The organism is Salmonella sp. 2018103 (genome assembly GCF_026247685.1).
In the GTDB taxonomy this organism is placed as follows: Bacteria; Pseudomonadota; Gammaproteobacteria; order Enterobacterales; family Enterobacteriaceae; genus Salmonella; species Salmonella enterica.
In genome coordinates this window covers 3,130,473-3,143,952 of sequence record NZ_CP111029.1, presented here as the reverse complement: position 1 = coordinate 3,143,952, position 13,480 = coordinate 3,130,473, and the positions used below count along the sequence as shown (strand labels likewise).

Sequence of the window (13,480 nt, the reverse complement as noted above, 5' to 3'; positions counted from 1 at the left end):
TGTGGCTCCTTGTAAGCGGTACTTTGTGACAAGGTTAACGCCCGGCTGGATACGTTTCGAGAAGCGAAGCGGTAAAGCGTGAGATAGCGCGCACTCTGACGTGCGCGCCGGGAAGATTAGTGCAGGATTTTCGCAAGGAAGTCTTTTGCGCGATCGGAACTGGGGTTAGCGAAGAACTCCTCTTTTGGCGAATCTTCGACGATTTTACCTTCATCCATAAAGATCACCCGGTTAGCCACTTTACGGGCAAAGCCCATTTCGTGCGTCACCACCATCATGGTCATCCCTTCGTTCGCCAGTTCGACCATCACGTCCAGTACCTCGTTGATCATTTCCGGATCGAGTGCGGAAGTCGGTTCATCGAATAACATGGCAATGGGGTCCATACATAGCGCACGGGCGATGGCGACACGCTGCTGCTGACCGCCGGAAAGCTGCGCCGGGAACTTGTTGGCATGTGCAGACAGACCAACGCGCTCCAGCAGCTTCAGGCCTTTATCGCGGGCGGCGGCTTTATCGCGTTTCAGCACTTTCACCTGCGCCAGCGTCAGGTTTTCGATGATCGACAGATGGGGAAACAGCTCGAAGTGCTGGAATACCATGCCCACGCGGGAACGCAGTTTCGCCAGATCGGTTTTTTTGTCGTTCACAATAATGCCGTTAACGGTAATTTCGCCTTTTTGCACCGGTTCCAGACCGTTGACGGTCTTAATTAGCGTGGATTTACCGGAACCCGATGGCCCGCAGACTACCACCACCTCACCTTTTTTCACTTCTGTTGAACAATCGGTCAGCACCTGAAAGTGACCATACCATTTTGAAACATTTTTCAGGGTAATCATTAAACTGTCCTTTTCTTCAAATAGCTGACCAGCAACGACGCGCTCAGGCTGATAACAAAATAAACGGCGCCGGCGAACAGAATCATTTCGACCTGAGTACCGTCACGCTCGCCGATAGTCGACGCGGTGCGGAAGAAGTCCGCCAGGCTGAGTACATAAACTAAAGAGGTGTCCTGAAATAGCACGATGCCCTGCGTAAGCAACAGCGGCACCATCGCCCGAAACGCCTGCGGCAGAATAATGAGCTTCATCGATTGCCAGTGGGTCATCCCCAGCGCCAGCGCGGCGCTGGACTGCCCGCGGGAAATACTTTGAATACCGGCGCGAATAATCTCGGAATAGTAGGCCGCTTCAAACATGGAGAATGCCACCATCGCGGAGATCAGGCGGATATCGGTTTTCGGCGATAGTCCCAGCACGTTTTGCAAAAAGCCGGGGACAATCAGATAGAACCACAGCAAGACCATGACCAACGGGATGGAACGGAAAACGTTAACATACGCTTTAGCAAACCAGGCGATAGGGGCGAAGCTTGAGAGGCGCATGACGGCCAGAATGGTTCCCCAGACTATCCCCACGACAACGGCGGTGACGGTGATTTTCAGCGTGATGACCAACCCGGCCAGCAGGTAAGGCAGTGAGGGGATAATCGAACTCCAGTCAAATTCGTACATTATTTGCTCCCCACGTTGCCCGGCAGGCGGACTTTGCGTTCAACCAGGCTCATGACCAGCATGATAACGGCGTTAATCAGCACATAGGCCAGCGTAATGGCGGTGAAAGATTCCCAGGCGTGCGCCGAGTAATCCAACAGTTTGCCTGCCTGCGCCGCCATATCCACCAGGCCGATGGTTGAGGCAATAGCCGAGTTTTTCACCAGGTTCATCATCTCTGACGTCATTGGCGGCACGATAACGCGATAGGCATTCGGTAGCAGGACATAGCGATAAGCCTGCGGCAGCGTTAGCCCCATCGCCAGCGCCGCGTTCTTCTGCCCGCGAGGCAGAGACTGAATCGCGGCGCGCACCTGTTCGCAAACGCGGGCGGCGGTAAACAGTCCCAGACAGATCATTGAGGAGAGGAAAAACTGAATATTGGGATCGAGTTCCGCCTTAAACCACATGCCAAGATCTTCCGGCAACAGTTCAGGCACCACCAGGTACCAGGTGAAGAATTGCACGATCAGCGGCACGTTACGGAACAGTTCTACGTACAATGTGCCCAGTCCGGAGAGGAAACGGTTGGGAACGGTACGTAAAATGCCGAAAATAGATCCTACCAGGAAAGCGATAATCCAGGCGGTAATCGAAAGGGCTACGGTGACCTGAAAACCACTCCATAGCCAGCCGAGATAGGTGGTATTGCCGAAGGGGGCTTCCTGTAAAAAAATACCCCAGTTCCAGTCTATTGACATACATCTACTCCGAAAAAAAAGGGTAGCAGTGCTACCCTCGAAGATTGTTGCCCGGCGATTTGCGGTTTCAGGCCCGAGGGGGAACGACCATCAGGCTTATAGTCTGTCCGTGCTGAGCGACAATCGAGAGGACAGGAGTCCCGTCCCATTTAGTTTTAGTTAGTTAAGCGCTTTATCATTCGGTGCTTTGAACAGGGCTTTCATCTCGTCAGACAACTCGAAATTCATGTTCAGGTTTTTCGGTGGGATCGGATTTTTAAACCACTTATCAAACCACTTTTCCGCTTCGCCGGAGGTTTGCGCCTGAGCGATGGTATCGTCCATCAACTTTTTAAACTCAGGGTCGTTTTTACGCAGCATACAGCCGTAGGCTTCCTGGGACTGCGGTTTACCGACAATCTCCCAGTTATCCGGTTTCTTGGCTTTGGCGCGCTCGCCGGCCAGCAGCGCGTCATCCATCATAAAGGCGACGGCGCGACCGCTTTCCAGGGTGCGGAACGAGTCACCGTGGTCTTTCGCGCTAATAATACGCATCCCCATCTTTTGCTCTTCGTTAAGCTTATGCAGCAGAATTTCAGAGGTCGTCCCGGAGGTGACGACGACCGCTTTGCCTTTCAGATCCGGGAAATCTTTAATATCGCCGCCTTTTTTAGTCAGCAGTCGCGTCCCGACGACGAAAATCGTATCGGAGAAGGCGGCCTGTTTCTGGCGCTCAAGGTTGTTAGTCGTTGAACCACATTCAAAATCGAAGGTTCCGTTTTGCAACAGCGGAATACGGTTTTGCGAGGTGATCGGAATCAGCTTCACCTGCAGATCCGGCTTGTTAAGTTTCTTTTTTACCGCTTCCACAATGGCGTTGGAGTAGTCCTGGGAATAGCCGACCACTTTCTGCTGGTTGTCGTAATAAGAAAAGGGCACAGAAGATTCGCGATGCCCGACGACGATCACGCCATTTTTAGCGATCTTGTCCAGGGTGCTACCAGCGGCAGGCGCGCCATCTTCTGCGTGCGCAAGGCCCGCAGACAGTCCCATGACCAGCATTGCTGTGGTTAGCTTACGTAATTGCATATCCAACTCCTTTATCATCTGCGCCGTCGACGCATTGATAGCTATTGTGATGTTGTTATTGCCTGCAACTTGCGCGTGCAGTGTTATGTGTGTTTGTTAACATTTAGTGTGGCTTGTTGTAAATATTTTGCTGCGATATTGTTTATTTTTGCGAAGTGCGCCGCACCGTTCAGAGGCAAAAATCCTACATTGCACCGTTCAGGTGCTACCGATGATCGATTTTGGTGCGACCAGGTTGCACAAGCAGCCAGAACAGGTTTGCCATGTTTAACAAAGCAATAGACGTGCCAGAATGGGGGGAAAAGGAGGATTTTCAGGCCAGATAAATGAAGCGCTATCCGGCCTGGGGAGATATTATTTCCGTCGTTGTCGCAGACTCATCACTACCGCGCCAAAAGCAAACAGCGCGGTCAGTACCCATAGCGGCCAGTTGCCGGTACGAGCATAGGGAGTTAACCCCGTGGTTGGCGTGACGTGGGTGGTCAGTACCTGGCGTGTGAACTGCGGGATCATCGCCTGAATTTCGCCCTGCGGGCCAATCACCGCCGTAATACCGTTATTAGTACTGCGCAGTAACGGACGCGCCAGCTCCAGCGAACGCATCCGCGCCATCTGGAAATGTTGCCACGGGCCAATGGACTTACCAAACCAGGCGTCGTTAGAAATCGTCAGCAGATAGTCGGTGTCCGGGCGGAAGTTATCCCGCACCTGTTCGCCAAGAATAATTTCATAACAGATTGCCGCCGTCAGCTTATAGTCGTGCGCATGTAACTGCGGCTGGATATAAGGGCCGCGGCTAAAGGAGGACATGGGCAGATCGAAGAACGGCGCCAGCGGACGCAGGATAGACTCCAGCGGAACGAACTCGCCAAAGGGTACAAGGTGATTTTTATTGTAGCGATTGGGCGAGTCATAACTGTATGGATTATCCTTGCCCAACGTAATAATCGTATTGTAGGTGTCGTATCGATTCTGTTTATTGAGACGCGCATCGACAATACCGGTGATCAGCGTGCTATTTTTTTCGCGTAACATCTCGTCCAGCGAACTAAGGAAAGGCTGCTGATTGATTTCGAGATCCGGAATCGCCGACTCAGGCCAGATAATAATCTGTGATTTGCCTAACTCTGGGCGAGTTTCGTTGAGATAAATTTTTAGCGTATTCAGTAGCTGGTTTTCGTCCCACTTCAGCGACTGCGGGATATCGCCCTGCACCAGCGATACCTGGGTCGCTTTGGCCGGTTCCAGCGTAAACCACTGGATATAACGTAGCGGAAAGGGCAAAGCAAACAGAATCACGGCGACAGCCAGCGGACGCCAGTTCCGCGTCGCCAGTGCCAGCGCTAACAGGCCGCTGATCATCATCAGCAGAAAGTTGATCGCTTCGACGCCCATTACCGGCGCCAGGCCTTTTAGCGGGCCGTCGACCTGACTATAGCCAAATTGCAGCCAGGGGAAGCCGGTCAGCACCCAGCCGCGTAAAAATTCGGTGATTTGCCATATTGCAGGCGCGGCGATAGCGACGCGCAGCCAGTTGGTTTTTGGCCACAGGCGCGACAAAATCCCGGCAAACAGTCCGGTATACAGCGAGAGATAAGCTGCAAGCAGCACCACCAGAAAAACGTTAACCGGGCCCGGCATGCCGCCAAACTGCGCGATACTGACATAAACCCAGTTAATCCCGCTACCGAAAAGTCCGAGTCCCCAGCAATAGCCGATGGCGGCAGACTGGAGCGGGCGGCGATTAAACGTTAAGGCCTGCAGCCCGATAAGCGACACTATCGCTGCGGGCCAGACGTCATACGGAGAGAAAGCCAGTGTTCCGCAGGCGCCGAATAATAACGCCAGCAGCAGGCGAATACGCTGGCGTTCAATTAACGAGGCAAATGCCATTTTTAGTCCACTATTGCTGTTATTCGTCCAGTTTTGGCTGGGGCGAGTCATCCGGGATCCTGACATGCACCTGAATAATACGACGACTATCGGCCATCGCCACTTTGAACTGGTAACCATCAATGTCAATGGTTTCGCCGCGGGCCGGTAAATGGCCGAACGCCTGCATCACCAGCCCGCCGATGGTATCGACCTCTTCATCGCTGAAGTGGGTGCCGAAAGCGTCATTGAAGTCTTCAATCGACGCCAGCGCGCGAATCGTCCAGGTATGGCGGCTAAGCTGACGGAAGTCGATATCGTCTTCTTCGTCATACTCATCTTCAATTTCACCGACAATCAGTTCGAGGATGTCTTCGATAGTCACCAGGCCGGAAACGCCGCCAAACTCATCGATAACGATGGCCATATGGTAGCGCTGGGAGCGGAATTCCTTGAGCATACGGTCAACCCGTTTGCTTTCCGGTACGACAACCGCGGGGCGTAACACTTTGTCCATGCTGAAGGCTTCGGCATCGCTGCGCATAAACGGCAGCAAATCTTTGGCCATCAGAATCCCTTCAATGTGATCTTTATCTTCGCTGATCACCGGAAAACGCGAGTGGGCGGACTCGATGATAACATCGAGACATTCGTCCAGCGTCTGGTTGCGTTTCAGGGTAATCATCTGGGAGCGCGGGATCATAATATCGCGAACGCGCTGGTCGGCGATGTCCATTACGCCTTCGAGCATATCGCGCGTATCTTCATCGATAAGCTCGTTCTGCCCGGAATCACGGATCAGCGCCAGCAACTCATCACGGTTTTTAGGTTCCCCGTGGAAAAGCTGGCTGAGTAGCAGGGAAAAAAATCCCTTTTTACTGTTTACTGTGTCACTACTGTGTGAATTGTCGTCGCTCATGGCGTCGTATGGGTTCTCATGTTAGTTAATACAAAGCTCGTCATGCGTATACTCAGCTGTGACGGCATGTTTTGCCTGATGGCGCTACGCTTATCAGGGCTACAAAAGGCATGAATGTAGGCCGGATAAGGCGCAAGCGCCGCCATCCGGCAAGCTACTATTCTGCAATCTTCTCGGCAATGTACGGATCCTCATAGCCCATAGCAAGCATAATCTCCGTTTCGAGAGACTCCATCTCTTCCGCTTCGTCATCGTCGATATGATCGTAACCCAGCAAATGCAGGCTACCGTGCACGACCATGTGCGCCCAGTGCGCCTCCAGCGGCTTGCTCTGTTCTTGCGCTTCCTGCTCCACGACCTGACGGCAAATAATCAGATCGCCCAGTAGCGGCATTTCAATGCCGGGGGGCGCTTCAAACGGGAAGGAGAGAACATTAGTGGGTTTATCTTTCCCGCGGTACGTCAAATTAAGGTCGTGGCTTTCGGCCTCATCCACCAGACGGATTGTGACTTCCGCCTCTTCCTGAAACTGCGGAATAACGCCGTCCAGCCAGCGTTGAAACTGAGCTTCATCCGGCAGGCCCGCGTGGTTTTCACAGGCCAACTGTAAATCGAGGATCACCTGGCTCATTTCTGTTCCTGCTCCTGGGCTTCACGCTTACGCTCTGCCGCCAACGCCGCTTTGCGTTTTTGTTCTGCCTCTTCCCAGGCTTCATAGGCGTTAACAATGCGGGCAACGACCGGATGGCGCACCACGTCTTCGCTGTGGAAGAAGTTAAAGCTGATTTCATCGACTTCCGCCAGCACTTCAATGGCATGACGCAAGCCGGATTTGGTGTTGCGTGGCAGGTCAATCTGCGTCACGTCGCCGGTGATCACCGCTTTCGAGTTAAAGCCGATACGCGTCAGGAACATCTTCATCTGTTCGATAGTGGTGTTCTGGCTTTCATCCAGAATGATAAAGGCGTCGTTTAATGTGCGTCCGCGCATATAGGCCAGCGGCGCGACTTCAATCACATTGCGTTCAATCAGCTTCTCGACTTTTTCAAAGCCGAGCATTTCGAACAACGCGTCATACAGCGGACGCAGGTACGGGTCCACTTTCTGACTTAAATCGCCTGGCAGAAAGCCGAGTTTTTCGCCCGCTTCCACCGCCGGACGGGTCAGCAGAATACGGCGAATCTCCTGGCGCTCAAGGGCGTCTACCGCAGCAGCGACCGCAAGATAAGTTTTACCGGTACCCGCCGGGCCGACGCCAAAGGTAATATCGTGATCGAGAATATTGGCGATGTACTGCGCCTGGTTCGGGGTACGCGGTTTAATCACGCCGCGCTTGGTTTTGATATTAATCGCTTTGCCATAGTCAGGCACGCTTTCCGCGCTCTGTTCCAGCACCCGCGCTTCTTTGATCGCCAGATGAATTTGTTCCGGTTCGATATCCTGAGTCTGGCCGCGCATCGGTGCGGTATCGACATACAGCCTTCGCAAAATATCTGTCGCCGCGGTCACGCAAATCGGACGACCGGTCAGTTTAAAGTGATTGTCACGGCGGTTGATTTCAATACCGAGACGACGTTCGAGCTGTTTAATATTGTCATCAAACGGCCCGCAAAGGCTCAACAGACGGGCGTTGTCTGCGGGCTCAAGGGTAATTTCGCGAGTGTCTATATTCAAACTGTTCCTCTTGTATCTGTATCGCCGGACGCTGAACATTTACCGGCATCTAAGGAAATTATTCACGCCATAGGGAAAAGGCGCAAGCATTGCAATGAAGATGGGGATGAAGAGAGAAAATTGCAAGGCCCGTCGGGCGACAGGCCATGACCAGGAAGCCCGACAGGCGTAGCGCCATCGGGCATTATTGCCTTTCCAGCAGGATTAAGGCTGGTAGAATCCTACGCCCAGCTCATTTTCTTTACGGGTACGGGCAATGACGGACTCCGGCGTTTCGGCGACGCGCAGACCCATTTCATCTTCGGTACGCACCACTTTTCCGCGCAGGGAGTTCGGATAGACGTCAGTAATTTCCACATCGACAAACTTACCAATCATCTCCGGCGTGCCTTCAAAGTTCACCACCCGATTGTTTTCGGTACGGCCAGACAGTTCCATAATGTTTTTACGTGACGTGCCTTCCACCAGAATGCGCTGTGTCGTGCCGAGCATACGGCGGCTCCATGCCATCGCCTGCTGATTGATACGCTCTTGCAGAATATACAGACGCTGCTTTTTCTCTTCTTCCGGTACGTCATCAACCATATCGGCAGCCGGCGTTCCCGGACGCGCAGAGAAGATAAAGCTATAGCTCATATCAAAGTTGACGTCAGCGATAAGCTTCATGGTTTTTTCGAAATCATCGGTAGTTTCGCCAGGGAAACCGACGATAAAGTCAGAGCTTATCTGAATGTCCGGCCGCGCCGCGCGCAGTTTACGGATGATTGCTTTATATTCCAGCGCAGTGTGGGTGCGCCCCATCAGATTCAACACGCGATCGGACCCGCTCTGTACCGGCAGATGCAGGAAACTGACCAGTTCCGGCGTATCGCGGTACACCTCGATAATATCGTCGGTGAACTCAATCGGATGGCTGGTGGTAAAGCGAATACGGTCAATGCCGTCGATGGCGGCGACCAGACGCAGCAGATCGGCAAAGGTGCCGGTAGTGCCGTCGTAGTTTTCTCCGCGCCAGGCGTTAACGTTCTGGCCCAGCAGGTTGACCTCACGCACGCCCTGCGCCGCTAACTGGGCGATTTCGAACAGGATATCGTCTGAGGGACGGCTGACTTCTTCACCGCGGGTATACGGTACCACGCAGTAAGTACAATATTTATTGCAGCCTTCCATGATAGAAACGAAAGCGGTCGGGCCTTCTGCGCGCGGCTCCGGCAAACGATCGAACTTCTCGATTTCCGGGAAGCTGATATCGACCACCGGGCTGCGGTCGCCACGCACGGAGTTAATCATCTCCGGCAGGCGGTGTAAGGTTTGCGGGCCAAAAATAATGTCGACGTAATGGGCGCGTTGACGAATGTGCTCGCCTTCCTGGGAAGCCACGCAGCCGCCGACGCCGATAATCAGATCGGGATTTTTCTCTTTTAACAGTCTCCAGCGACCTAATTGATGGAAGACTTTTTCCTGAGCCTTCTCGCGGATTGAGCAGGTATTCAACAGCAGCACATCCGCCTCTTCCGCCACGTCGGTCAGTTGATAGCCGTGGGTGGCGTCCAGCAGATCGGCCATCTTCGATGAATCGTACTCGTTCATCTGACAGCCCCAGGTTTTAATATGGAGTTTTTTAGTCATCGACTTGCTCTTGCGAAATAGTGGCTGAAAAGCAGGGCGCATAGTGTAATGCTTTGGCGCGGTTGTGACCAGTATGACTGACGTCAGCCCTAATGGGTAAAAAATCCTGTAAACTTGTCTAAAACGTAACAGGATGAATGACCATGACAAATCAACCAACGGAAATTGCCATTGTCGGCGGGGGAATGGTCGGCGGCGCGCTGGCGCTGGGTCTGGCGCAGCAAGGATTTACGGTGATGGTAATAGAACATGCCGCGCCTGCGCCGTTTGTGGCTGACAGCCAGCCTGACGTGCGGATTTCGGCCATTAGCGCGGCATCCGTGGCGCTGCTTAAGGGACTGGGCGTTTGGGAGGCGGTGCAGGGGATGCGTAGCCATCCTTATCGGCGACTGGAGACCTGGGAGTGGGAAAACGCCCATGTGGTGTTCGACGCCGCTGAACTCAAGCTGCCGCTGTTAGGCTATATGGTGGAGAACAATGTCCTGCAACAGGCGCTATGGCAGGCGCTGGAAGCGCACCCCGGCGTGACGCTGCGCGTTCCGGCTTCACTGTCGGCATTGCACCGCCGCCACGATGGTTATGCGCTGGAACTGGCCGACGGCGAATGGGTAACGCCGAAGTTAGTGATTGGCGCCGACGGCGCGAATTCGCAGGTTCGGCAAATGGCGGGAATTGGCATTCATGCCTGGCAATATGCGCAGTCGTGTATGCTTATCACCGTCAAGTGTGAAAATGCGCCAGGCGACAGCACCTGGCAGCAGTTTACGCCGACGGGGCCGCGCGCCTTTTTGCCGCTGTTCGACGATTGGGCGTCGCTGGTGTGGTATGACGCTCCGGCACGTATTCGCCAGCTACAGAGTTTATCGATGACGCAATTGCAGGTGGAAATTAACCAGCATTTTCCGGCGCGTCTGGGGGCGGTGATGCCGGTCGCGGCGGGCGCGTTTCCGCTAACCCGTCGTCACGCGTTGCAGTATGTACAACCGGGGCTGGCCCTGGTAGGCGACGCGGCGCATACCATTCATCCGCTGGCCGGGCAGGGCGTCAACCTGGGGTATCGGGATGTTGATGCGTTGATTGATGTGCTGGCGAGTGCCCGTAGCTATGGCGAGTCCTGGGCCAGCCATTCGGTGTTGAAACGCTATCAGACGCGGCGCATGGCAGATAATTTTATGATGCAAAGTGGAATGGATCTGTTTTATGCCGGGTTCAGCAATGAATTGCCGCCGCTGCGTATTTTACGCAATATGGGGCTGATGGCGGCGCAGCGCGCAGGCGTACTAAAACGTCAGGCGCTGAAGTATGCGTTGGGGTTGTAGTTTGTGTTATGCCGGGTGGCGGTAATACCTTACCCGGTCTGTATTCGCCCGTAGGCCTGATAAGCGTAGCGCCATCAGGCAGTCCGAATTGCCAGAAAAGCAAAAAGCTCGCCGAAGCGAGCTTTTTAAAGGTGGCTGGGGTACGAGGATTCGAACCTCGGAATGCCGGAATCAGAATCCGGTGCCTTACCGCTTGGCGATACCCCAATTGTCGTACTTCTTGCGCTCATTAGCAGAGCGTCTTTAAAACTGGCTGGGGTACGAGGATTCGAACCTCGGAATGCCGGAATCAGAATCCGGTGCCTTACCGCTTGGCGATACCCCAACAAATTATTTTCGAACCGGTCGAATACCTCGACGCGTTCTGAATATGGTGGCTACGACGGGATTCGAACCTGTGACCCCATCATTATGAGTGATGTGCTCTAACCAACTGAGCTACGTAGCCAGATGATTTCTTCGATGGCTGGGGTACCTGGATTCGAACCAGGGAATGCCGGTATCAAAAACCGGTGCCTTACCGCTTGGCGATACCCCAATACCGTCGCGGTGAACCGCAAACTCGAAGAAATATGGCTGGGGTACCTGGATTCGAACCAGGGAATGCCGGTATCAAAAACCGGTGCCTTACCGCTTGGCGATACCCCATCCGTACAACGCTTATCGGTGAATGGTGCGGGAGGCGAGACTTGAACTCGCACACCTTGCGGCGCCAGAACCTAAATCTGGTGCGTCTACCAATTTCGCCACTCCCGCAAAAAAGATGGTGGCTACGACGGGATTCGAACCTGTGACCCCATCATTATGAGTGATGTGCTCTAACCAACTGAGCTACGTAGCCATCTTTTTTTCGCGTTACCTTATCGGCGTTGCGGGGCGCATTATGCGTATTGAGCCTTGAAGCGTCAACCTCTTTTTCATCGAAAAACGATGGAAAGTGTCTGTTTGGTTAGGTTGCGAACAGCGTGGCGCAATATTCGGCAATTATTGGTTATTAATCGTTTTTCCGAAAGTGGTTTGCTATAAAAAAGAGCCCCTAAGGGCTCTTTCGTCATCGTTAATTTACTGGTACGCCGACTGATGCACGCCGACCGCGCGGCCTGACGGGTCATCCATCGTTTTGAATGCTTCATCCCACTCAATGGCTTTGGCGGAAGAACAGGCGACGGACGGGCCGCCGGGTACGCATTCCGCCGCGCTTGGCACCGGGAACAGCTCTTCAAAAATTTCCCGGTACAAGTACGCTTCTTTAGACGACGGCGTGTTGTATGGAAAGCGGAAGCGGGCGGTTTCCAGTTGTTGATCGGAAATCTGTTTCGCCGCCACCTCTTTTAGCGTATCGATCCAGCTGTAGCCTACTCCGTCAGAGAACTGCTCTTTCTGACGCCACGCGACGCTTGCTGGCAGATAAGACTCGAAGCACTCGCGCAGCACGTGTTTTTCCATCTTGCCGTTGCCGCACATTTTATCCTGTGGGTTGATACGCATCGCCACGTCGAGGAATTTTTTATCCAGGAACGGTACGCGCGCTTCCACGCCCCAGGCGGACATCGCTTTGTTGGCGCGGGCGCAGTCATACATATGCAGCGCCTGTAGCTTACGGACCGTCTCTTCATGTAACTCTTTGGCGTTCGGCGCTTTATGGAAGTACAGGTAGCCGCCAAACACCTCATCGGAGCCTTCGCCGGAGAGCACCATTTTGATGCCCATCGCTTTGATCTTACGCGACATCAGATACATCGGCGTTGAGGCGCGGATAGTGGTCACGTCATAGGTTTCGATGTGGTAGATAACATCACGAATGGCATCAAGGCCTTCCTGCACGGTGAAGTGAATTTCATGATGCACGGTGCCGAGGTGGTTAGCCACTTCCTGGGCCGCCTTCAGGTCAGGCGAACCTTCCAGACCGACCGCAAAAGAGTGCAACTGTGGCCACCAGGCTTCGGAGCGCTCCTGATCTTCGACGCGACGGGCGGCGAATTTTTTGGTGATAGCCGAGATAATCGACGAGTCCAGACCGCCGGAGAGCAGCACGCCGTAAGGGACGTCGGACATCAGGTGGCTTTTCACGGATTCTTCCAGCGCCTGGCGCAGCGCGTTTTTGTCGGTAACGTTGTCTTTTACCGCATCGTAATCGAACCAGTCGCGCTGATAGTACTGACGAATTTCGCCGTCTTTGCTCCACAGGTAGCTGCCCGCCGGGAACTCTTTAATGGTGCGGCAGACCGGGGTCAGTGCTTTCATTTCTGACGCTACGTAGAAGTTGCCGAATTCGTCATAGCCCATGTAGAGCGGAATAATACCGATATGGTCACGACCAATCAGATAAGCGTCTTTTTCGCTGTCATACAGGGCGAAGGCGAACATCCCCTGTAAATCGTCAAGGAAATCCGGCCCTTTTTCCTGATATAGCGCGAGAATAACTTCGCAGTCGGAGCCTGTCTGGAACGCGTAACGATCGCCATACTCCGCGCGTAACGTCTGATGGTTATAAATTTCACCGTTCACCGCCAGTACGTGGGTTTTTCTGGCGTTATACAGGGGCTGGGCGCCGGCGTTAACATCAACAATCGACAAGCGTTCATGTGCGAGAATCGCGTTATCGCAAGCGTAGATGCCGGACCAGTCCGGGCCGCGATGGCGCATCAGGCGTGACAGTTCAAGGGCTTTTTTACGCAGTTCCGCTGCATCTGTTTTGATATCGAATACGCCGAAAATAGAACACATAGCCTTCTCCGTTAAT

The 13,480-nt window shown here is 53.6% G+C and carries 11 protein-coding genes and 7 tRNA genes; 1 reads left to right on the top strand and 17 read right to left on the bottom strand.

The window, feature by feature from the left end; genetic code table 11:
- Positions 1-116: 116 nt before the first annotated feature.
- From gltL to miaB, 9 genes are all read right to left on the bottom strand, one after another.
- Positions 117-842, bottom strand: a complete 726-nt coding sequence (gene gltL, locus OLG56_RS15340) for a glutamate/aspartate ABC transporter ATP-binding protein GltL (protein ID WP_000631369.1) — start codon at positions 840-842, stop codon at positions 117-119.
- Positions 842-1,516: a glutamate/aspartate ABC transporter permease GltK gene (gltK, locus tag OLG56_RS15335; protein ID WP_000272799.1), complete on the bottom strand. Its 675-nt coding sequence runs from the start codon at positions 1,514-1,516 to the stop codon at positions 842-844. Before gltK ends, gltL begins: the two co-directional genes overlap by 1 nt.
- Complete coding sequence (gene gltJ / locus OLG56_RS15330; protein WP_000020930.1) at positions 1,516-2,256, bottom strand: glutamate/aspartate ABC transporter permease GltJ; 741 nt, start codon at positions 2,254-2,256, stop codon at positions 1,516-1,518. The genes gltK and gltJ overlap by 1 nt, the downstream gene beginning before the upstream one ends.
- A 159-nt stretch (positions 2,257-2,415) precedes the next feature.
- Positions 2,416-3,324: an amino acid ABC transporter substrate-binding protein gene (locus tag OLG56_RS15325; RefSeq protein WP_001518176.1), complete on the bottom strand. Its 909-nt coding sequence runs from the start codon at positions 3,322-3,324 to the stop codon at positions 2,416-2,418.
- Between the two features lie 354 nt (positions 3,325-3,678).
- Positions 3,679-5,217 (bottom strand): apolipoprotein N-acyltransferase, encoded by a 1,539-nt coding sequence (gene lnt, locus OLG56_RS15320; protein WP_061377260.1) that lies wholly within the window; start codon positions 5,215-5,217, stop codon positions 3,679-3,681.
- 19 nt (positions 5,218-5,236) lie between these two features.
- Positions 5,237-6,115 carry a CNNM family magnesium/cobalt transport protein CorC gene (gene corC, locus OLG56_RS15315; RefSeq protein ID WP_001278612.1) on the bottom strand — a complete coding sequence of 293 codons (879 nt, stop codon included), beginning with the start codon at positions 6,113-6,115 and terminating at the stop codon, positions 5,237-5,239.
- Between the two features lie 157 nt (positions 6,116-6,272).
- Positions 6,273-6,746, bottom strand: coding sequence for an rRNA maturation RNase YbeY (gene ybeY / locus OLG56_RS15310; protein ID WP_000084477.1), 474 nt, complete (start codon positions 6,744-6,746; stop codon positions 6,273-6,275).
- On the bottom strand, positions 6,743-7,789 hold the full coding sequence (locus OLG56_RS15305) for a PhoH family protein (protein ID WP_207011577.1): 1,047 nt from the start codon (positions 7,787-7,789) through the stop codon (positions 6,743-6,745). Before OLG56_RS15305 ends, ybeY begins: the two co-directional genes overlap by 4 nt.
- Before the next feature lie 204 nt (positions 7,790-7,993).
- Entirely contained in the window at positions 7,994-9,418 is a 1,425-nt protein-coding gene (miaB, locus tag OLG56_RS15300) for a tRNA (N6-isopentenyl adenosine(37)-C2)-methylthiotransferase MiaB (RefSeq protein WP_001519200.1), read from the bottom strand.
- Between the two features lie 143 nt (positions 9,419-9,561).
- Between miaB and ubiF the strand changes: the two genes are divergently transcribed.
- Positions 9,562-10,737 carry a 3-demethoxyubiquinol 3-hydroxylase gene (gene ubiF, locus OLG56_RS15295; RefSeq protein WP_000184636.1) on the top strand — a complete coding sequence of 392 codons (1,176 nt, stop codon included), beginning with the start codon at positions 9,562-9,564 and terminating at the stop codon, positions 10,735-10,737.
- 132 nt (positions 10,738-10,869) lie between these two features.
- Here the strand turns inward: ubiF and OLG56_RS15290 are convergent.
- The 8 genes from OLG56_RS15290 to asnB form a co-directional block, all read right to left on the bottom strand.
- Positions 10,870-10,944 (bottom strand) — tRNA-Gln (locus OLG56_RS15290).
- A gap of 43 nt (positions 10,945-10,987) precedes the next feature.
- A tRNA-Gln gene (locus OLG56_RS15285) sits at positions 10,988-11,062 on the bottom strand.
- A gap of 46 nt (positions 11,063-11,108) precedes the next feature.
- A tRNA-Met gene (locus OLG56_RS15280) sits at positions 11,109-11,185 on the bottom strand.
- A 15-nt stretch (positions 11,186-11,200) separates the two neighbouring features.
- Positions 11,201-11,275 (bottom strand) — tRNA-Gln (locus OLG56_RS15275).
- A 35-nt stretch (positions 11,276-11,310) separates the two neighbouring features.
- Positions 11,311-11,385 (bottom strand) — tRNA-Gln (locus OLG56_RS15270).
- A 23-nt stretch (positions 11,386-11,408) separates the two neighbouring features.
- Positions 11,409-11,493 (bottom strand) — tRNA-Leu (locus tag OLG56_RS15265).
- 8 nt (positions 11,494-11,501) lie between these two features.
- Positions 11,502-11,578, bottom strand: a tRNA-Met gene (locus tag OLG56_RS15260).
- A 221-nt stretch (positions 11,579-11,799) separates the two neighbouring features.
- Positions 11,800-13,464, bottom strand: coding sequence for an asparagine synthase B (gene asnB, locus OLG56_RS15255; RefSeq protein ID WP_000337032.1), 1,665 nt, complete (start codon positions 13,462-13,464; stop codon positions 11,800-11,802).
- Between the last annotated feature and the right edge of the window lie 16 nt (positions 13,465-13,480).